This window comes from Rhodanobacter sp. UC4438_H5, assembly GCF_052978405.1.
This window is the reverse complement of record NZ_CM129672.1, coordinates 639,975-660,713: the sequence shown is the minus strand read 5'-3', so window position 1 is coordinate 660,713 and position 20,739 is coordinate 639,975. Positions and strand designations below refer to the sequence as shown.

At 65.1% G+C, this 20,739-nt stretch carries 19 protein-coding genes; 5 read left to right on the top strand and 14 right to left on the bottom strand.

The window, feature by feature from the left end:
* Positions 1-15 precede the first annotated feature (15 nt).
* From ACVCL9_RS02945 to ACVCL9_RS02930, 4 genes are all read left to right on the top strand, one after another.
* Positions 16-1,086 (top strand): EamA family transporter, encoded by a 1,071-nt coding sequence (locus ACVCL9_RS02945; protein ID WP_447099184.1) that lies wholly within the window; start codon positions 16-18, stop codon positions 1,084-1,086.
* Positions 1,087-1,305: 219 nt separating this feature from the next.
* The gene (locus tag ACVCL9_RS02940) at positions 1,306-3,285 is read left to right on the top strand and encodes an FTR1 family protein (RefSeq protein ID WP_447099185.1); all 1,980 of its coding nucleotides are present in this window, start codon (positions 1,306-1,308) and stop codon (positions 3,283-3,285) included.
* A 12-nt stretch (positions 3,286-3,297) separates the two neighbouring features.
* Positions 3,298-3,921: a cation transporter gene (locus tag ACVCL9_RS02935; RefSeq protein WP_447099186.1), complete on the top strand. Its 624-nt coding sequence runs from the start codon at positions 3,298-3,300 to the stop codon at positions 3,919-3,921.
* Entirely contained in the window at positions 3,918-4,487 is a 570-nt protein-coding gene (locus ACVCL9_RS02930; RefSeq protein WP_447099187.1) for a phosphatase PAP2 family protein, read from the top strand. The genes ACVCL9_RS02935 and ACVCL9_RS02930 overlap by 4 nt, the downstream gene beginning before the upstream one ends.
* Before the next feature lie 207 nt (positions 4,488-4,694).
* Here ACVCL9_RS02930 and ACVCL9_RS02925 read toward each other — a convergent pair whose 3' ends face one another.
* The 9 genes from ACVCL9_RS02925 to merC form a co-directional block, all read right to left on the bottom strand.
* The gene (locus tag ACVCL9_RS02925; protein ID WP_447099188.1) at positions 4,695-5,600 is read right to left on the bottom strand and encodes a cation diffusion facilitator family transporter; all 906 of its coding nucleotides are present in this window, start codon (positions 5,598-5,600) and stop codon (positions 4,695-4,697) included.
* On the bottom strand, positions 5,600-6,220 hold the full coding sequence (locus ACVCL9_RS02920) for a cation transporter (protein WP_447099189.1): 621 nt from the start codon (positions 6,218-6,220) through the stop codon (positions 5,600-5,602). The genes ACVCL9_RS02925 and ACVCL9_RS02920 overlap by 1 nt, the downstream gene beginning before the upstream one ends.
* A gap of 133 nt (positions 6,221-6,353) precedes the next feature.
* On the bottom strand, positions 6,354-6,683 hold the full coding sequence (locus tag ACVCL9_RS02915; protein WP_447099190.1) for a P-II family nitrogen regulator: 330 nt from the start codon (positions 6,681-6,683) through the stop codon (positions 6,354-6,356).
* The gene (locus ACVCL9_RS02910; protein ID WP_447099468.1) at positions 6,680-9,814 is read right to left on the bottom strand and encodes an efflux RND transporter permease subunit; all 3,135 of its coding nucleotides are present in this window, start codon (positions 9,812-9,814) and stop codon (positions 6,680-6,682) included. Before ACVCL9_RS02910 ends, ACVCL9_RS02915 begins: the two co-directional genes overlap by 4 nt.
* A complete protein-coding gene (locus tag ACVCL9_RS02905) occupies positions 9,814-10,911 on the bottom strand; it encodes an efflux RND transporter periplasmic adaptor subunit (protein ID WP_447099191.1) in 1,098 nt (365 codons plus the stop codon). Before ACVCL9_RS02905 ends, ACVCL9_RS02910 begins: the two co-directional genes overlap by 1 nt.
* Entirely contained in the window at positions 10,908-12,086 is a 1,179-nt protein-coding gene (locus ACVCL9_RS02900; protein ID WP_447099469.1) for a TolC family protein, read from the bottom strand. The genes ACVCL9_RS02905 and ACVCL9_RS02900 overlap by 4 nt, the downstream gene beginning before the upstream one ends.
* A 212-nt stretch (positions 12,087-12,298) precedes the next feature.
* Entirely contained in the window at positions 12,299-12,622 is a 324-nt protein-coding gene (locus ACVCL9_RS02895) for a hypothetical protein (protein WP_447099192.1), read from the bottom strand.
* A gap of 174 nt (positions 12,623-12,796) precedes the next feature.
* Complete coding sequence (locus tag ACVCL9_RS02890) at positions 12,797-13,012, bottom strand: GDCCVxC domain-containing (seleno)protein (RefSeq protein ID WP_447099193.1); 216 nt, start codon at positions 13,010-13,012, stop codon at positions 12,797-12,799.
* 70 nt (positions 13,013-13,082) lie between these two features.
* Positions 13,083-13,505: an organomercurial transporter MerC gene (gene merC / locus ACVCL9_RS02885; RefSeq protein ID WP_447099194.1), complete on the bottom strand. Its 423-nt coding sequence runs from the start codon at positions 13,503-13,505 to the stop codon at positions 13,083-13,085.
* A 70-nt stretch (positions 13,506-13,575) separates the two neighbouring features.
* Between merC and merR the strand changes: the two genes are divergently transcribed.
* Positions 13,576-13,983 carry an Hg(II)-responsive transcriptional regulator gene (merR, locus tag ACVCL9_RS02880; protein ID WP_447099195.1) on the top strand — a complete coding sequence of 136 codons (408 nt, stop codon included), beginning with the start codon at positions 13,576-13,578 and terminating at the stop codon, positions 13,981-13,983.
* 131 nt (positions 13,984-14,114) lie between these two features.
* Here merR and ACVCL9_RS02875 read toward each other — a convergent pair whose 3' ends face one another.
* From ACVCL9_RS02875 to ACVCL9_RS02855, 5 genes are all read right to left on the bottom strand, one after another.
* Positions 14,115-14,456 (bottom strand): hypothetical protein, encoded by a 342-nt coding sequence (locus tag ACVCL9_RS02875; RefSeq protein WP_447099196.1) that lies wholly within the window; start codon positions 14,454-14,456, stop codon positions 14,115-14,117.
* Between the two features lie 126 nt (positions 14,457-14,582).
* Entirely contained in the window at positions 14,583-14,933 is a 351-nt protein-coding gene (locus ACVCL9_RS02870; protein WP_447099197.1) for a copper-binding protein, read from the bottom strand.
* A gap of 3 nt (positions 14,934-14,936) precedes the next feature.
* The gene (locus ACVCL9_RS02865) at positions 14,937-18,113 is read right to left on the bottom strand and encodes an efflux RND transporter permease subunit (RefSeq protein ID WP_447099198.1); all 3,177 of its coding nucleotides are present in this window, start codon (positions 18,111-18,113) and stop codon (positions 14,937-14,939) included.
* Positions 18,110-19,402 (bottom strand): efflux RND transporter periplasmic adaptor subunit, encoded by a 1,293-nt coding sequence (locus ACVCL9_RS02860; RefSeq protein WP_447099199.1) that lies wholly within the window; start codon positions 19,400-19,402, stop codon positions 18,110-18,112. Before ACVCL9_RS02860 ends, ACVCL9_RS02865 begins: the two co-directional genes overlap by 4 nt.
* Positions 19,399-20,676 (bottom strand): TolC family protein, encoded by a 1,278-nt coding sequence (locus ACVCL9_RS02855; RefSeq protein ID WP_447099200.1) that lies wholly within the window; start codon positions 20,674-20,676, stop codon positions 19,399-19,401. Before ACVCL9_RS02855 ends, ACVCL9_RS02860 begins: the two co-directional genes overlap by 4 nt.
* Positions 20,677-20,739: the final 63 nt, after the last annotated feature.

Genomic DNA, 20,739 nt, shown 5'->3' with positions numbered 1-20,739 from the left:
CATCGGGGCGAACACATGACGACCGCCAACCACCAGCACCACCGCGGCATCTTGCAGGCATTGGCCGCGGCAGCCTTGTTCGGCCTCGGCACGCCGCTGGCCAAGCTGCTGCTGGACACGACGCCGCCGCTGCTGCTGGCCGGGCTGCTGTACGCCGGCTCGGGGCTGGGCCTGTCGCTATGGCTGCTGCTGCGCAAGCTGCGCCGCCAGCGCGCCGCTGAGGCACCACTGACGCGACGGGACGCGCCATGGCTCGCCGGCGCGGTGCTGTTCGGCGGCGTGCTCGGTCCGATCCTGCTGATGCTGGGGCTGGCGCAGACGCCCGCGTCCACGGCCTCGCTGTTGCTCAACCTGGAAAGCGTGCTGACCGCCGTGCTCGCCTGGGTGGTGTTTCGCGAGAATGTGGATCGGCGCGTGTTCCTGGGCATGCTGGCGATCGTTGCCGGCAGCGTGCTGCTGTCCTGGCAGCGCCAGGCCGGCAGCGAGGTTCCGTGGGGCGCGCTGGCGATCGCCGGCGCATGCCTGTGCTGGGCGATCGACAACAACCTGACACGCCCCGTCGCCGGCGGCGACCCAGTGCAGATAGCCGCGATCAAGGGCGGCGTGGCCGGAATCATCACACTCACCCTCGCGCTGGTGATGGGCTATCGCTTCCCGGCCATCCTGCCCCTGCTCGCCACCGGAGCGCTCGGCTTCGTCGGCTACGGCCTGAGCCTGGTGCTGTTCGTGCTCGCCCTGCGCGGCCTGGGCACGGCGCGCACCGGCGCGTACTTCTCCACCGCGCCGTTCGTCGGCGCCGGCCTGTCGCTGCTGCTGATCGCCGAACATCCGCCGCTCGCGTTCTGGCTGGCCGGCGCGCTGATGGCGCTCGGCGTGTGGCTGCACGTCAGCGAGCGGCATGCGCACGAGCACGCGCATGAGGCACTGGCGCACAACCACCGCCATTACCACGACGAGCATCACCAGCACGCCCACGACTTCCCGTGGGACGGCAAGGAACCTCATACCCATCCGCACCTGCACGAACCGCTGGTGCACAGCCATCCGCATTATCCGGACATCCATCATCGCCACCGGCATTCCTGAGAACTGCGCGGCCACGCGGTGTGGATCCGACGCCCTGATCACCGAGGGATTCGACGGCGACTTCAATTGCGTCCCGCCGAGCCGCACAAATCTGCTGGATGACCTTAACTTGTGACTGGGCATGCCGCAGCACGGTTGCTGGTGCTGAATCGGCAGACGCTCAGGCTGAGGTGATGTGCTGGCGAATTGCTCAAGGACGAGTATCATCCTTGAATGACAATGAATCGTATTCGCAATATTTTGCGCAGCCTTTTCACGGCGATACTTCTGCTGTTCGGCATGACGGCCTTCCCGGTCACAGCTCAGGACGCGATGACCTCGGTTCCACAGACTTGGCAGATGCTTGATTACCTAGCGACCGATTACGCAGGCGCGGTGAAGAGTGGCGCTGTCATCAGCACATCCGAGTACGCCGAGATGCGGGAGTTCACGGCAACGGCGCGATCGCGCATCACCGCGTTACCACCGACCGTCGCCACACCGGCACTCTTGCAACAGGCGGATGCGCTGGTGGCCTCGGTCGATGCCAAGGCGACACCCGCTCAGGTAGCTACGCAGGCGCATGCGCTGGCCGATGCGCTACTCCAGGCGTACCCGGTGCCGACCGCACCAGAACACGCGCCCGATCTGACCCGCGGGACAACGCTCTATCAAACCCAGTGCGCTGCCTGTCATGGAGCCACCGGACACGGTGATGGGCCCGCTGGCCTGCAGCTGTCGCCCCGGCCGGTGAACTTCACCGATCAGACGCGGGCCGATCAGCGCAGCGCGCTGTCGTTATATGAGGTGATAAGCCAAGGCGTGGAAGGCACGCCGATGGCGAGCTACGCGCAGCAACTGTCCTCAGACGACCGTTGGGCACTGGCATACTACGTGGGCTCGCTGGCTTATACCAAGGAGGCAGTCACTGGCGCCGACACTTGGCAACACGACACCGCCGCACGGGCACAGATCGCCGATCTGAAGGAGCTGTCGCGTGCGCGCGTGGCGCAGTTGACGCCCACGCTCGGCGCGGAGCGTGCTCGGACGATCGTGGGTTATCTGCGGGCTCACCCGGACGTCATCCAGCAAGAAGCCTTGACTGGCATTCCTCTAGCGCGAGCGCGACTGGCGGCGAGTCTGGCGGCTTACCGTGCCGGCGCGGAAACGCAAGCCACCCAACTGGCACTGTCCGCCTACCTCGATGGTGTGGAACCGGTCGAACCGCAACTTAACGCACACGACAGTGCACTGCGCGCTCAGCTCGAAACAGCCATGGGCGCCTATCGCACTGCGCTGTCGAGCAGCGCTTCCATGGCGTCGGTGGTGAAACAGGCAGACGCTGTCGATGATCTATTGGTACGCGCGCAGGAGGTCACTACCGATGCGGCGGGCGACGTTGCCGCTATCTTTCTGGGGGCCTTCACCATCCTGGTTCGCGAGGGCCTGGAAGCCCTGCTGGTCGTGGTCGCGCTGCTCGCTTTTCTGCGCAAGGCCGCGCGACCCGAAGCGCTGCGCTATGTTCATGCGGGCTGGATGCTTGCGCTCGTCGCCGGCGGGATCACTTGGGCGATCGCCAGCTATGCGATTTCCATCAGTGGTGCCGGCCGTGAATTGACCGAAGGACTGTCGTCGCTGTTTGCGGCGTTCGTGTTGCTCGGAGTGGGTCTGTGGATGCACCAGAAAAGTATCGGCGGTCGCTGGCAGGCGTACCTGAAGGAAAAGATGGCGGCTGCGCTCAACCGGCGTTCTGCGTGGTTCCTTTTCGGGCTGGCCTTCATCTCGGTGTACCGCGAGGTGTTCGAGAGCATCCTGTTCTACGCCGCGCTGTGGAACGACGGCCAGGAAGTATGGCTGCTCGGCGGTATCGCGGCCGGCGCGGCCGTGCTGGGGCTGATCGCCTGGGTGCTGCTGCGCACCAGCCGGCGGCTGCCGATCGGCACATTCTTCTCCGCCAGTTCGGCGCTGATCGCCTTGCTCGCCATCGTGCTGACCGGCAAGGGGATCGCCGCCCTGCAGGAGGCCGGCTGGGTCACAGTAAGCGTCGCGCCGGTGCCGCATATCGAACTGCTGGGCATTTATCCGACGTGGCAATCCTTGCTGGCCCAGTTGACGATTCTGGTGCTGCTGGCGGTCGGATTCGCGTTCAATATCCGTCGCGGCCGCCAATCCTCCGCGTCAGCCACCACGACCAGGGAAGTTCTCCCCGATGCAGAATGAAGGCAATAGGGCATGACTGAATGTGGTTGTCACACTGAAGCCAGCAATGAAGCGGAGCGACGCATCCTCCACCTCGCGCTGGTTCTGAATGCCACGATGTTTGTGGTCGGCATTGTCGCGGGTCTGATCGCGCAATCGATGGGGCTGATCGCCGATTCGCTGGACATGCTCGCCGACGCGAGTGCGTACGGCATCGCGCTCGTCGCCTGGCAGCGCAGTACAAGCTTCAAAGCATCGGCCGCTTCCGTGAGCGGCACGTTGCTGCTGATCTTGGGCGCCGGTGTCGTCGCGGGTGTGGTGTGGCGACTCGTTGCGGGCAGTCATCCCGAGGGTGGTTGGATGATGGGCATTGCCCTCATCGCCTTGATCGTGAATGCCACCGTGTTGAGGCTATTGGAACGGTTCCGTCACGGCGAAGTGCATCTGCGCGCCACGTGGCTGTTCACGCGGGTCGACGTCATCGCCAACCTGGCAGTGATCATCTCCGGTGTGCTGGTGCTAGTCCTGCACAGTGCGTTGCCCGACCTGGTCATCGGTGCGGCCATCGCCTGCTACGTGCTCAAAGAGGCTCTAGGCATTCTGCGCGAAGCAAAGGAAGCGCGAGTTGCGGCCAGCGAATCGACCGTCAAGCCATGACCTCTCCGGTGTCAGGGCTTGGTCCGGTGGTGTATGCCGTTGACCTGCGACTGTTCCACGCCATCCATCCGTCCACACGGCCATCGCCCACGATGCTTCATCTGGCACGCGGTCTGGCCAATGGGCCGTTGATGCTGACTGTCGTCCTCCTTGCGGCGATGCTGGTGTTTCCCCGATGGGCAATGCGAGTGCCAGCTCTTAAAGCAGCAGGTGCTGCTGCCATGGCACTGCTCGCGAACCTGGCCATCGGCCTCTTCTGGGATCGAGCACGCCCCTTCGTGGCCGGTGTCGGCCAAGCCTGGGTTTCGCATGCGGCGACAGGCAGCTTTCCCAGCGACCATCTGACCGCGCAGTGGGTCGTCGCCGGCATGCTGTTGCTGGATCGACGCACCCGAGCATGGGGCACCGGGATCGCACTGTTCAGTCTGCCCATGGCATGGGCGCGCATCTACCTGGGCGTGCATTATCCCGGCGATATGCTGGGAGCCCTCGCGATGGGCGGGCTGGCCATGCTGAGTGGTTGGTTGTGGTTGCGTGCCAGCACCCCACCCGTCCAGCGGCGGTGACCATGCAGCCGCACATGCTGTCGTTGCTTTCCACCGTGGCTAGCGTCTGCCCGCGGCACACGCGATCGCTCAGGTCCACCGGCATCGCACGCGCAATGAGCTCGCTGGTTTGGACAAGACGGCGCGGTTCCTGTTGCAGCCACGCCGACGGAGAGTCATCGCGCGGAAGCGGCACCGGCGGGCAGTTTGGCGAAGCGGCTGTGGAGGTCAAACCTTTTGTGGCTCCTCGCACCCATGCCCACACGACGTTGTTTCGACCTGCAGTGTCACGTGATGAATGCCAAAGCGCGCTTCCAGCATCTGCGCCAACCGGAGCCGCAGCGCTTCCGCGTCTGATGCGTCGCCATCCATGATCACATGCGCCGCCATCGCCGAACGCGTGCTGCTCAGCGCCCATACGTGCACATCGTGCAGTGCAGCCACGCCTGGAGTCGCCAACATTTCGTTGCGAACCTCTCCAGTATCGACGCCACGAGGCGCCCCCTCCATCAGGACATTCCCTGCCTCTCGCAGCAGGATCAATGTCCGCGGCAATACCCACAAACCAATCAACACGGCGATAATGGGATCGGCAAGGTAGAAGCCGGTGAACTTGATGATCAACGCGCCGATGATGACGCCTACTGAACCAAGCATGTCGGCCCAAACTTCCAGATAGGCACCTTTCACGTTGAGGCTTTCACCGCTGCCGGCCTTGAGCAATCGCATCGAGATGAGGTTGATCACCAGCCCCAGTACCGCGATCACCAGCATGCCAGTGGAGGCCACCGAAGGCGGTTCGCTGAAGCGCCGCGCCGCCTCCCACAAGATGTAACCGGCGACGAGGAACAGCAAGCCACCGTTGACGAGTGCGCCGATGGCTTCCATGCGCGCGTAACCATAGGTGCGTTTCGCGTCGGGCGGACGTCGAGCCAGGCGCACGGCGGTCAGCGAGATCGTCAGCGCGATCACATCGGTGGCCATGTGTGCCGCATCCGACAACAAGGCCAAGCTGTTGGTAAGCAAACCGCCGATGATCTCGACGACAAGAAACGTACTGGTCAGGCCGAGTGCCCACCACAGCGGCGTCTCGTGCTTGATCTCTGTACCCACATGATCGTGTCCGGCACTCATCATTTGTCTCCGTTCGTGTAGCTGCACCACGCCATGCGGAACACCCGCCATGCCGAGCGTATAAACATCAGCAACAATGCCGATGCAATCAGCAGATCGGGCCAGCCTGCGCCGAAGATGCCGACGCCGGCGGCCGCTGCCAGCACGGCAATACCTTCGAATACGTCATTGCGTGAGCATTCCCAGGCCGAGGCCATGTTGACGTCGCCTTTGCGGTAAGGCAGCAGCAGGCGCAGACATGCGGCATTGGCGACCAGGTTCAGCAAGGCGGCGATACCGATCGCCTCGAAGATCGGCACGCCCGGATGCAGGAGACGCCAGCCAATCTGGATGGCGACTGCAAGCGCCGCACCAAGAATCAGTGCGCCCTTGAATAATGCCACCCGGGCTTTCGCGCGATCACTGGCACCAATAACCGCAAGGCTCAAGAGGTAGGTGAGCGCATCGCCCAGGTTGTCCAGTCCGCCGGACAGCAGCGACGACGAACCGCTGTAGATCGCCGCGGACAGCATCATCACGAAGGTGGCGAGGTTGGTCGCCAGAACGATCATCAACACCCGACGCTGCCGCGCCTGCAACGCGGCAATATCGATGGTGGTGGCACAACACGTATCAGTCATGAGCCGGTAATCCGATGGCTTGGATGCATGCTTCAGGCATTGGAATCTCTCATGGCGGCGGCCACTCTACGCGGCCGCCGCCGTGTTATGAAATGACACCGATACGGCGGCGGGAGTGCTCCCGCCGCCACGATCAGTCGTTGTCCACACGCCCATCGATCGGCCATGCCTGATCCACCGTGCTCTGGTAGACCCAGCCCGCCACACTCTGGCCGGTGCGCCCGTGCAGGCGGATCAACTGCACCGCTCGTTCGGCCTGATCGTCCTCGCAAAACACCAGCAGCTTGACCTGCTTGATGACCCGTTCGCCCATTTCGATCGAGTAGCTTTGCTCTTGCTCACTGAGCGCGGTCAGCAGGCCCTTTACGTCGCTCACCGACAGGTAACGGAACCCCGCATCCGCCAAGGCATGGATGACGTCAACGACGCGGCCGCGATGGATAAACGCTTTGACTTCTTTCATGGAGTGTTCTCCTTGGCGAGGCGCCGGGCGGCGCGTTCTTCGATCCAGTCGTAGAGCACCGGCAACAGCACCAGCGTCAGCAGAGTCGAGGTGATCAGACCGCCGACCACCACGGTGGCGAGCGGCCGCTGGGTTTCCGCACCGACGCCGCTGGAGAGCAGCATCGGCACCAGGCCCAGGATCGCCACGCTCGCCGTCATCATCACCGGCCGCATGCGCAGCGCCGTGCCGCGGATCACCGCGTCACGCACGGGCAAGCCTTTCTCGCGTTGCTCGTTCAAGAAGCTCACCAGCACGATGCCGTTCAACATCGCCACGCCGAACACCGCGATGAAGCCGATCGCCGAGGGCACCGACAGGTATTGCCCGGTGATCGCCAGGCCGACGATGCCGCCGATGGTGGCGAACGGCACGTTGGCCAGGATCAGCGCGGCGTACTTCACCGAGTTGAAGGCGGTGTAGAGCAGCACGAAGATGAAGAAGATTGTGGCTGGCACGATCAGCGACAGCCGCTTCAACGCCCGTTGCTGGTTCTCGAACGCGCCGCCCCATTCGCTGTAGTAGCCCGTCGGCAATTTCACCTGTTGCGCGATGGCGGCATTGGCGTCCTTGACGAAGCCGTCGATGTCACGGCCGCGCACGTCCATCTGGATCACCGCATAGCGCTGCAACTGCTCGCGGCGGATGAACGAGTAGCCTTCCGCATCGCTGACCTCGGCCACCTGCGACAGCTGCACCAGCGCACCGCTGGGCGTGCGGATCGGAATGCGCTGTATGGCTGGCAACGAGGCCTTGTCCGCATCGTCCAGCCGCACGGCAATGTCAAAACGCTTCACGCCATCGAGTAGCGTGGTCACCGGCTCACCACCGATGCCGTTCTTCACCACAGTGAGCACGTCGTCGGCGTTCAAGCCGTAACGGGCCAGCGCATCACGATCGACCTTGATACGGATTTGCGGTTTGCCGATGTTCGCCTCCAGAGCCAGATCCGCCACGCCGGGCACCCCGGCCAGGACGTCCTTGATGCGGCCGCTCAACCGATCCAGCTCGCCCAGGTCATCGCCGTAGATCTTCAGTGCCAGCGTGGCGCGCACACCCGAGATCAGTTCCTCGATGCGCATCTGGATCGGCTGGGTATAGCTCACCACCGCGGTCGGCAATACTGCCGACAACTCCTTCTGCATCGCTTCCTCGATGCTTTCCAGCGTCTCGCCCTTGCGCCATTGATCCTTGGGCTTCAGCGGTGTGTACATCTCCATGTAGTTCACGTCCGCCGTCTCGCCTTTCTCGGCACGGCCGATCATTGCCAGCGTGGTCTCCACTTCCGGAAACTTCTGTTTGACCAGCGTCGACACTTGTTTGGAGATGGCGATGGATTCGTCCAGCGATGCCGACGGAATCGAGGTGATGCGCCACATGATGGCGCCTTCTTTCAGGTTCGGCATGAACTCCTTGCCGAGGAACGGGAACAGCGCCAGGCTGCCGATCAAGGCCCCGGCAGCGATGCCCAGCACGAGCTTGCGGCGGGCGAGCGCCCACGCCAGCACCGTGGCGTAGTGGCGTTTCAGGAACGCGACCAGCCAGGTGTCCTTCTCTTCCTTCGGTTTCAACACCAGCGCGGCCAGCACCGGGATCAGCGTCAGCGCGAGGACCAGCGAGCCCGCCATCGCGAAGCTGATGTTGAACGCCATCGGCTTGAACATCTTGCCTTCCAACCCTTGCAGGCTGAACAGCGGCAGGAACACCACGATGATGATGAGGATGGCGAACGCCACCGGGTTGGCCACCTCGCGGGCGGCCGCCAGCACCGCGGCGGTGCGATCCACCGGGAGCCCGTGCGCCTTGCGCTCGGCCATGATGCGATAGGCGTTCTCCACCATCACCACCGCGCCATCCACCATCATGCCGATGCCAATCGCCAGCCCCGCCAGCGACATCAGGTTGGCCGAGAGGCCGACCTGATTCATGCAGATGAAGGCGATCAGCATGGCCAGCGGGAGCGCCACTACCACCACGATGGCGCTGCGGAACTCGCCCAGGAACAGGAACAGGATGATCGCAACCAGGATCGAACCCTCGATCAAGGCACGCACGGCGGTTTCCACGGCTGCATTGACCAGCTCGGTGCGTTCGTACACCGGCTTGACCACCACGCCCGGTGGCAACGCCTGTTCGACCGTGCCGAGCTTGGCCTTGACCGCATCGACCACGCTCTTGGCGTTCTCACCGATGCGAGCGAGTGCCATGCCCAGTACCACCTCCTTGCCGTCGCGGGTGACCGCGCCTGTGCGCGGTGCACCGGCTTCGACGATGGTGGCCACATCGCGCACGTAGACCGGTATGCCATCCTCGGTCTTCAGGACGATGCTGCCGATGTCCTTGGCGTCCTGCACCAGACCCAAGCCACGCACGAGGTACTGTTCGCGACCGACGTCGATGAAGTTGCCGCCGACCTGCGCGTTGTTCGCCTGCAGGGCCTCGATCACGTCCTTGAAGCCGAGCTTGTGCGCGATCAGCTTCAGCGGGTCGATGCGCACCTGGTACTGCTTTTCCTGGCCGCCCCAGGAGGTGACATCGTCCACACCCGGTGCGGTGCGCAGGATCAGGCGGATCGTCCAATCCTGCAGCGTGCGCAAGTCCATGTCGCTGGGTGCCCCGGTGCTGGCGGCGTCCTTGAGCTTGGCGTCGGCCCGTTCGACGGTGTACCAGAACACCTGGCCCAAGCCGGAGGTGTTCGGACCCATCTCCGGCTTGCCGTAGCCGGCCGGCAGGCGGTCGCCCACCTGCTGCAGCCGCTCGTTGACGAGCTGGCGGGCAAAGTAGATGTCCATGCTGTCGTCGAAGTACACCGACACGTAGGACAAGCCGAACAGGCTGACCGAGCGGATCTGTTCCACCTTGGGCAGGCCGGCCAGTGCCGACTCCACCGGCGTAGTGAGCAGTTGCTCCACATCCTCGGCGGCCAGGCCGGAGGCCTCGGTATAGACGTTCACCTGCACCGGCGTGACGTCGGGGAAGGCGTCGATGGGAAGCTGGCGTACGGCCTGGAAACCCAGGAAGCCGATCACCACGAAGGCGATCAGCACCAGCACCTTGTAGCGCAGGGAGAATTCAACCAGACGTTCCAGCATCATTCTTCTCCCAGCTGCGAGCGCAGCAAGCGGGCCTTCAACGCGAAGGCGCCCTTGCGCACGTAGGTGTCGCCGGCCTTGAGGCCTTGGGTGACCGCCGTCCAGCCATCCCGCGTGTCGCCGACCATGACCGGTGCCGGTTCGAACTGGCCGTTGCCTTTGGCGAGGAATACAGTCGGCTGGTTCTGCAGCAACACGATCGCTTCGGCGGGAACGGCCAGCTTCCGCACGGCACTCCCGGTGACGATGCGTGCCTCGACCAGTTCACCGGGATGCAAAAGATCCTTGCGGTTGTCGACTTCGATGCGTACTGGCACGGTGCGCGTACGCTCATCGGTCTGGTGCGAGCGCTGCACGACCTTGCCGGGTATCGCGGTGTCGTGCACGAGGATGCGGGCATCGGCATCGGGCTTGACCCGTTCGGCATCGGCCGGAGACATCTGGGCCACGACCCATACCGAATCTTCCTTGACCAGGGTGAACAGCGTGCGGCCCGGTTCCACCCGCTCACCGACCAGAAACTCGTCGGTGGTGACGCGACCGGCCGCTGGCGCGAGCAGTTCGAAGCTGCCATCGGCACCGGCCGAACCCTTGCGCAGCAGGCCACCGATCTGACCGTCGGACAATCCGTAGGCACGCAACTTGGCGCGTGCCTGATCGCGCTGCACCTTCGCTTCGTTGTAGCGCCGTGCCGAGACGGCCTGCGGTCCGAGCGCCGCGATGCGCTGCCAGTCCTGCTCGGCCACGATCAACGCGCCCTGCGTCTCGGCGACCTGCACACTGGAGAGCACCACCAACGGCGCGCCGGCTTTGACGACGTCGCCAAGCGTGGCCTTGCGAGCCAGTACTTGGGATTCCACGCGTGGCGATACCAGCACGGTGGAATAGGCATCGGCCTTTACTTCGCCGGGCGCTTTCAGTTCATCGGTCAAGGTGCGCGGAGCGGCCTTGTCGAGGACAATGCCGGCGTCCTTGATCGCCTTGGCATCGAGCGCCAGCGGATTGGCGGGAGCCAGTTCCTGTGCCATGACGGGGCCGGCCAGCGCCGCGAGCAGCGTCATGCCCAGCAGGCTGCGTTTCAAAAGAGAGCAATTCATCGGGGGATATCCTGATTGAGGCCGTCCTGAGTCGGACCGTCCTGAGTGCGGCCATCGAGCCAGTCGGTGAGACGGCCCGCAGCGGTGAGGTAGTCGAACCAGGTCTGCCAGGTCTGGCTTTCCAGTTCCTGGCCGGACAACGCGGTGTCCAGGCTCTGTTTGAGCTGTACGAGGTAATCGGACGTGCTGATTTCACCGGCACGCCAGAGCTTCTCCAGCAACGCGGTGCGATCCTCGAACGCGGCGGCACGGCCGCTGCGAAAGGCTTCGGTCGCGCTGCGCAAGGCTGCGTAACGGGCCTGTGCTTCCCGCAGTCCCGCGCGCAACACAAACTCGCGCGAGCGCACGGCAGCCGCCGCGGCGTCGGCCTCCGCCAGGGCAGCATCCACTTCGGCGCGTCCGCTGTTGAGCACCGGCAACGGTATGGATACGCTCAGACCGATCACCTGATCGGTGCGCGGCCCGCTGTGCACTTGGCCGCCGGTCAGGCTGAGCGTGGGGTCGGGAATGCGCGCCCTGCGGGCGACTTGCACGCCGGCCTCGGCACTCGCTTGCTGGGCGCGGGCCTGACGCAGTTCCGGCAGCTCGTCGACGGGCAACGGCGTGACATTGTCGAGTGCCGGTGACAGGCCCTCGGGCAACGGTGGCAGCGCAGTCAGCTGATCGCCGCTGATGGCCAGCAACGCCGCGCGGGCCGCCGCTTCGTTGCCTACGAGTGTGGCTTGTTGCACCTGCGCCTCGCCCAAGGCCAAACCGGCCAGATCGCGTTCCGGACTGCTGATGTCGCCCACCTTCAGCCGCTGCGCGGCCAAGTCATCGAAGCGCTGCATCAGCGCCAGGCGACGCTGACCCAGCTCGCTCTGTCTGGTCGCGAGTGCGGCCGTCGACCAGGCCTTCAGCCAGCGGGTTGCCACGTCGCGACGCACCCGGTCATAGGCCGCCTCGGCAGCCAGCAGATCAGCCTCTCCCTGGGTGGCCCGGGCACGACGCTTGCCGGACAAATCCAGCGCCAGGCTGATGCCGGCCGTGCGTCGATTGACGTCGGCGTCCTCCGCATCGAGCGACAGCGAAGGGTTGTACAGCGGCTGTGCAGCGGCACGCGCACGAGCTTGGGCAGCATCAAGGTCTGCCCGCGCGGCCTGTACCTCGGGACTGGCTTGCCAGATACGGCGCACCGCCTCCTGCAAAGGAGAAGACGCCAACGAGGTCGGTAGGGGAACTACCGGTGGGGAAGGATGGGATACGGGGGCGGCACTGAGCATCGCCGCGTACAACAGACACACGGCGCCGATCGGCACCGAACGAAAAACAGACATGAAGCGATCTCCTGAAAACGGTCACGAAGCGATGCACCGCACAAGCGGCGGTGTCGCGAAACGGAGCGGTTTCAGGCGATCGGAGGGCGCAGCAGCGAGCCGGTCGTGGCCGGCGTGAATCCCGAATGGAGGGTGAGCGGTGCGAAGCGTGCTTCCATCATGGCGAGGGGAAGCGGCGTGCTGGCCGGCAGCGTCACCGAATGCGCACAGGCACAATGGCAACTGCGCCCTTCACCCAGAAGACAGAGATTCGCATCGTCAGCCGATACCGTACTGACGGCGGTATCCGCCAACAGGGTGGTCGGGGCAGCAGCAGTCGCCGAAGCGAATCGCGCACTAGGCCCATCGGCCACGCAGATCGATCCGCTGATCAGCTTGATCAGCAACACGGCCACGGCCAACACCCACAATCCGCGGTGGCGGCGCAGGCGAGTCAGCAGTAATGGCGCAGACCGATACATTCTTCGATCCTATACGACAGCTGCGCTGTTAGACAATTTCACTTGGGCGCCGGTCGTGATGAATTCAGACAGCCCCTACCGGCGCCAGCCGACCCCTATGAAGATGGTCTACCCGCAGCACGACTTCTGTTGCTGGATCGGCGGGCACGGCACACTGCCCCAGGAACAGAACACGCAACAGTCGCCGGGTTTGGGCTGCAACAATTTGCCGCAGCCGGGGCAGTCGTAGAAGAACTGGCAGGCATCGGTCGGCATGGTTTCAGTGGCCTGGTGGCCGCAATGCGGGCAGGTCAGCGTGCTCTGCAGGATGAGTTCGGTCGTCAAGTGTTTCGCCGGAGAAATGAGAGTGAAGTGTTGGCATAGTCTTCGCTATGCCCCTGTCAATTGTGTCGGTTCAGCGGGCACCCGCCGTATCGCTGGCTGTGCGACAGGATGCGCTGGGAGCCGGCGCCAGCAGATCGCGGAGGGACACCGCCACCATCAGCAGCAGACCCGGATAGAGCAGCCATCCGGTGCGATGGCCACTGGCCCGCATCACGAATACCGCCAGCAGCACCAGCAGCGGGCCGAGCATACCGAGCGCGGCCCGCGGCCACCGCCGGTGACTGCGCCAGCCCAGCGCATTGGCGAGCAGCGCGATGCCCGCAAATGCCGGCAGCAGGATGCGGATGAACAGGCCTTCGTACGGGCTCAGTACGCCCAGCCCGATCGCCGCACCGAGGCTGGCCAGGGCGGGAAAGCAATTCACGCAGGCCGCTGCCGAGACGACACTGCCGATCAGTCCGGCCTTGTCGGCCAACCGGGTGAGCAGGGGCATGGAGGTTCTCCTTTAGCGTGGAATGCCGATGATCTAAGGTATTCCCGTAGTCAAGTACGGAGTCAAGCCCATGTCCTCCACGCAGGATACGTTTTCCATCGGCGCCTTCGCCAAGGCAGCCGGGGTCAATGTCGAAACGATCCGCTTCTACCAGCGCAAGCGCCTGTTGGCGGAGCCCACCCGTCCGCCGGGCGGCATTCGTCGCTACGGAAACGCGGAGGTCGCACGGGTGAAGTTCGTGAAATCCGCGCAGCGGTTGGGGTTCAGCCTCGATGAGGTGGCGCAGTTGCTGCGGCTGGAGGACGGTGCCCATTGCACGGAAGCGGCCGATCTGGCCGCGCTGCGGCTGGCCGATGTACGCAGCCGACTGGCCGACCTTACACGCATGGAGACGGCCCTCGCTGCGCTCGTCGAACAGTGCGGTGCACGTCAGCGCAGCGTGTCCTGCCCGCTGATCGCCTCGTTGCATGCCTGCTGAAATGGCGGCAGGCAGGATGCGACAGGCATGACGCCGGTGAAGTGCATCGGCTGGATGTCGTAGCCGCGCCCTGGTCACTCCGCCATGGGCCGTCGCGGAGCATGCCTTGGCGGCCTTGTCGTCGCGTCCGTTCAGTCCGCGCGTCGCGCGTGATCGGTTCGCTTCGCCGTGCCCTGGGTCAGCTCGGCACGCACGCAGTGCGCGTCGATGATCGACGTCACCGTGGCATACCCCGCCACCGCGAACTGTTGGCGGGGCGGCCCTTTGTTGGGAATCACGAAGGATGTCCGCAGGACCTCCAGTCGTGCACCAACCGCCGGCAGCGGCGTGACACGATAACAGACGTCCAAATGCTGGCCATCCACATGGCCAACCCAACCATCGGTGTAAGAATCGGCCGCGTACGCGACGCTACCCATGGTGAGGCCCGCGAGCAGCAGCGGGAGGCTGAGACAAGCAGCAAACGATTTCATGGGCGTTCTCCAAAATGACAACCGCAACAAACACCGCCACGCGCACGCATAACGTGCGTGGCGGTACTGCCTTCACGATCGCCGGCTGGCCCTCGACAGTTGAAGGCCAGCCGGCGACGTGGTCTGTCAACGTGCCGGACGGATCGCCGTCACCGTGCTGCCTGTGCTGGCCTGACGGAAGGTGAACTGCACCTTGTCGCCCACCTTCACGTGCTTCAGTAGCTCCGGTGAAGCCACCTTGAACGGCATCGTCATCGCCGGCCAGCCGATCGCGGCAATCGCCTCGTGCTGCAGCGTGATGGTGTTCTTGGCGGTATCGACCGCCTTGACTACGCCCACGCCCTGCACATCGGCGGGTGTGGCTTCGTGCATCCCAGCCATGCCCGGCATGTTGGGATCCATCTGCTGAGGGTTGGCAAACACCGGAGTAGCGATCAGTGCAGCGGCGATCGCGAGGGTGATGCATGGCTTTTTCATGGGTCAGTTTCCTTGCGGGTTGGGGTGAAGTGTGGTGTTTGTCTTGCTGGCTTTACGCAATCGATGGCGAACCAGCAGGCGGTACGCCGCGGGTATGACGAGCATGGACAGCAAGGGTGCGGTGACCATGCCGCCGATCATCGGGGCGGCGATGCGCTGCATCACTTCCGAGCCGGCGCCGTGGCCGAGCAGGATCGGAAACAGACCGGCGAGAATCACCGCGACGGTCATCGCCTTCGGGCGCACGCGCTGCACGGCGCCTTCGCGGATCGCTGCGTCCAGCGCTTCCGGGCCGGCGTGGGGATCGAGCGCAAGCTGGTGCTCCCAGGCATGGTGCAGATACAACAGCATCACCACGCCGAATTCGGCAGCGACGCCAGCCAGCGCGATGAAGCCGATGATCGTGGCCACCGACACCGCATGGCCCAGCAGCCAGATCAGCCACAGGCCGCCGACCAGTGCCAGCGGCACGCTGGCCATGATCAGCGCGGCTTCGCTCACCCTGCGGAAAACGGCATAGATCAACAGAAAAATGATCACCAGCGCAATCGGCACCACCAGCTTGAGTCTTTCCATGGCACTGGCCAGGTACTCGAACTGACCGGACCACGCCAAGGTCGTGCCCGGCGGCAATTTGACTTGCTGCGCCACTGCGCGTTGCAGATCCGCAACCACGCCGCCGAGATTGCTGCTGGCTGTGTCGACGTAAACGTAGGTCGCCAACTGGCCGCCCTCGCTTTTCAGCATCGACGGCCCCGCCACCACGGCGATGTCCGCCACCTGACTCAGGGTGAGCTGGGCGCCATCGGCAGCGACGATCGGCAGCTGCCGCAACGCCCCGACCGAGTCACGCTCGGCACGCGGGTAACGCACCACGATCGGATAGCGCTCGCGTCCCTCGATCGTCTGGCCGACCGGATCGCCGCCAACTACCGTCGCGATCAACTGCTGCAGCTGCTGTTGGGACAACCCGTAACGGGCGGCCGCATCGCGACGGATGTGCACGTCGACGTAGCGACCGCTGGCCGGGCGCTCGGCGATCGCCGAGCTGACGCCGGGCACGGTCTTCGCCACCGTCTCGATCCGGTCGGCCACGACCTGCAGCGTAGCCAGGTCGGTACCCAGCACCTTGATGCCGATCGGGCTCTTGATGCCGGTGGAGAGCATGTCGATGCGGTTGCGGATCGGCGGCACGAACAGGTTGGTCAGCCCCGGCACGTGGACGGCCTTGTCCAGTTCCGCCTTGATCTTGTCCATCGTCATGCCGGGCCGCCACTGATCCTTCGGCTTGAAGGTGATCGTGGTTTCGAACATCTCCAGCGGTGCCGGATCGGTGGCCGTGTCGGCGCGCCCCGCCTTGCCGAACACATGATCGACCTCGGGCACGGTCTTGATCATGCGATCGGTCAGCTGCAGCAACTGCGCGGCCTTGCCGGCGGACAGCCCCGGCAGTGCAGTGGGCATGTACAGCAGCGTGCCTTCGTCCATCGCCGGCATGAACTCGCTGCCGAGCCTGGTCAGCGGAACGACCGCGGTAAGCAGCAGCACACCGGCCAGCACCAGGACCGCTTTCGGATAGCGCAATACGGCTTCGAGGAGGGGCCGATAGCCATGGATCAGAGCCCGGTTGAGCGGATTGTCGCGCTCGGCACGGATGCGGCCGCGGATCAGATAACCCATCAGCACCGGCACCAGGGTCACCGCCAGCCCGGCCGCTGCCGCCATCGCGTAGGTCTTGGTGAAGGCCAGCGGTTTGAACAGCTTGCCTTCCTGCCCCTGCAACGCAAAGACCGGCACGAACGACAACGCGATGATCAACAGGCTCACGAACAGCGCCGGTCCCACCTCGACGGCGGCATCGGCAACCAGCGACCACCGTTCCGCACCTTGCGGTTCGCGTCCATCGTTCGCGTTACGCCAATGTTCCAAATGCTTGTGTGCGTTCTCGATCATCACGATCGCCGCATCCACCATCGCGCCAATCGCGATGGCGATACCGCCGAGCGACATCAGGTTCGCCGTGACGCCTTGCAGATGCAGCGCAATGAAGGCAACCAACACGCCCAGCGGCAACGTGATCACGGCCACCAGCGCCGAGCGCAGGTGCCCCAGGAACAACACGCAGACCAGCGTCACCACCAGGAATTCTTCGAACAACTTGCTCCACAGATTGCTCACCGCGGCGTCGATCAGCTGCGAGCGGTCGTAGGTGGGCACGATTTCGACGCCGGCCGGCAGGCTGCGCTGCAGTTCGGCCAGCCGCGCTTTCACCGCGGCGATGGTGGCCTTCGCGTTCTTGCCCGTGCGCATCACGATGACGCCGCCGACCACTTCACCTTGCCCGTCCAGTTCGGCAATGCCACGACGAAACGTCGGGCCACGCCGCACCGTCGCCACGTCGCGCAGCAGCACCGGCACACCACTGGCGTTGGTGGTGATCGGCACGTTTTCAAAGGCCTCGCGGCTCTTCAGGTAGCCTTCGCTGCGCACCATCAGCTCCGCTTCACCCTGTTCGATCACCGACCCGCCGTTGGCGCCGTTCGCGCTGCGCACCGCATCGACCAGTTGCGCCACGGTGATGCCGCGCGCGGCCAGCGCCTGCGGATCGGGCACGATCTGCCACGCCCGCTCCATGCCGCCCAGAGTCGCCACCTCGGCGACATTCGGCACGGTCTTGAGCTGATAGCGCAGGAACCAGTCCTGCAACGCACGCAGCTGGCCGAGATCGTGCTTGCCGGTGGGATCGATCAGCGCGTACTCGTAGATCCAGCCGAGTCCCGTCGCATCGGGACCGAGCGCTGGCGTAACGCCGGCCGGCAGGCGATCGCGCGCCTGGCTCAGGTACTCCAGCACCCGTGAGCGGGCCCAGTACAGGTCGGTGCTGTCGTCGAACAGCACGTCGACATAGGAGTCGCCGAAGAATGAATAGGCGCGCACCGTCGTCGCGCCAGGCACCGAAAGCATGGTGGTAGCCAGCGGATAGGTGACCTGATCCTCGACCACCTGCGGCGATTGGCCCGGGTAGCTGGTGCGGATGATCACCTGGGTGTCGGACAGATCGGGCAGCGCGTCGACCGGCGTGCGCGTCACCGAGAACATGCCCATCAGGGCCAGGGCCAGTGCTGCCAACAGCACGAACACCCGATGGGCGATCGCCGCGCGAACCAGGGCAGCGATCATGGTTTGTCTCCCATCGGCATGCCCGGCATCGGTGCACTGGCAGCCGGTACCGGTTTGGCGGTGGTGTCATTCAGACGCTCCAGCGCGCCGGACAGACTCGCCTCCGAATCGATCAGGAACTGGCCGGAGACCACGACTTTCTCGCCACCACTGAGGCCGTCGAGAATTTCCGTATAGCCGCCGGCCGCACGTCCGATGCGCACCGATACAGCACGGAAGTGCCCACCTCCCTCGGCAAGAATGACTCGCGTGTGGGTACCCGTCGCGATCAACGCGTCGTCCGGCACCACGGGCACGGCCGCGTCCGGCGTCGGATTGAGTTGCACGGTGGCGAACATGCCCGGACTCAAGGCACCGTCGGCATTGTCGAGCACGACGCGGGCGCGCTGGGTGCGCGTCATCGCATCCACATCCGGCAGCAAGGTTTCCACGGTGCCGGGGAACGACCGACCCGGCAGGGCATCGACCGTGACCACCACCGGCGTGCCACGGCGCACCGTACCCGCCGCTGCCTGCGGCAGTGCCGCCTCGATCCACACGGTGGACAGGCCATTCACGGTCAGCAAGGTCTGGCCGGCCGTGACACGCTGGCCTTCACGCACGTCCAGTGTCGTGACGACGCCCGCCTGCGGGGCGTGCAGCGTGATCGCCGCGCCCGTGCCGCGACGCGACGACTGGATCTCCGCCGGCGTAAGGCCCAGCACCTGCAGGCGCTCCCGCGAGGCCGCGCGAAGGCCTTTTGCTTCAGCCGACTGCACATGCTGAAGCGCAGCGTATTCGGCCAGCGCGCTGCTCCATTGCGGTGCCAACAGCTCCGCCAGCGGCTCGCCTGCCTTGACCACGGTGTACGGTGCGCGTACGTCCAGCTTGCTCACCACCGCATCGGTGCGGGCGCTGATGGTGATGGCTCGGCGCAGATCCCACGTAATCGTGCCCGGCACCCGGAGCGCCGACGCCAGCACGCGACGCTCCACCGGAGCGGTGCGAACGCCGAGATTCTGCACCGTCGTCGGATCAATCCGAACGACATCCTTGGCCGTCTCTTCATCAGCGTACTTGGGCACCATCTGCATGCCCATCGGCGACAGGCCAGGCTTGTCGAAGTGTTGCTGCGGCACCATCGTGTCGTACCAGTACAGAATCTTTTTACCACCGGCTTCCGATGCGGCTGCGGGGGTACCGACCTGCGACTGTGACGATGGCGCCTGATGGCGGCCGCCGAAGTAGCCGATCAGGAGCAGCATGACCGCCAGCAACGCGGCGGTGAGCATCATCAGTGCGCGCTTCATGGCGTCGTCTCCGAAGTGGGTAACAGGTAGGCCAGCGCCGCCCAGGCCCGGCCGTACTCGGCCTGCATGCGGGCGAAATCGGTGTGGTGGGCGATCTCGTCGCGACGGGCATCCAGCAAGGGTTGGATCTCACCGCCGCCGCGATACGCGGCAAGCGCCAGGGCCGCGCGGTCATTGGCCAATGGGAGCAAGGCATCGCGGTGCCGGCGCACTTGCTGGCCGAGCGATTCCCATTGCGCCCAGGCGGACTGGATCGCCTCGGCCTGCTGGCGGCGTGCGTCGTCGCGTTCGTCGCGAACCGCATCGAGGTCGGCCGCGCGGGCGGAAATGCCCCGATCCTGCCGGTTGCGCGTGAACAGCGGCAGGCTTACCCCGACCTGCAGCGACACCATGTCGGACAAGCCGCGCACACGGGAGCCGTAGCTCAAGCCCACGCTCCATTCAGGGCGTTTGTCGGCACGGGCGGCGGCAAGCGCCGCCTCGGCGGCCTGTTCGCGGGCCGGCCACCCGAGCAGGTTGCCCTGACGATCGAGGCTGGCCAGCAAGGACGCTTCGTCGTGCGGCAGGACGGCGAAGTCTGGCGCGTCCCCCAGCGGCTGCCCGATCGGAGAACCGAGCCATCGCGCCAGGCCCGCGCGGGCCTGTGCCTCGCGGGCATTCGCCTCATCGAGACGGTTTTCCAGGTCGAGGGATTCCATGCGGGCGGCGAGCACCTCTGCCGCGCTACCGGTACCACCGCGCAAGCGTGCTTTCGCCACGGCCACGTCCTGCGCCCATGCCTGCCGCATGGATCGCAACATCATGGCTTCGCGGTGCGCACCCCAGGCGGAGATCCAGGCATCGGCCACCTGCTGCCGGATCGACAAGCCGGTCGCCACCTCCGACGATGCGGCCAAATCCGCCTGGGCATGGCCCATCGCCCGTTCGGCCTGACGCTTGCGGCGCGATGGCAGGGCCTGGCTGATGCCGACGGTGCGCATGGTCATGCTGTCACCGCCAACCGTAAATGCGCCCGGCCCCTGCACGGCCAGATTGTCGACCCCGACGGTGAGTTGGGGATCGGGCAGCGCACCCGCACGGGCCGCCTCCTGTCGTGCCGATTCCGACTGGGCGCGGCGCGCCTCCAGCAGGGGTGCGCGCTCGATCGCTTGATGGATGGCGGCATCAAGCGTCAGCGGCGGTTCGGCGGCATGCGCCGCCGCGGCCGCCGCTCCCCACAGGAGCACGGCCAGACCCGCCGCCATCAGGCGCCGGGCGAATTGAAGGGAGAACATGGGTGAACACTCCGTCGATCTGCGATTCGCGCCGTGCCATGCAGGCACGACGCCACGTCGGTG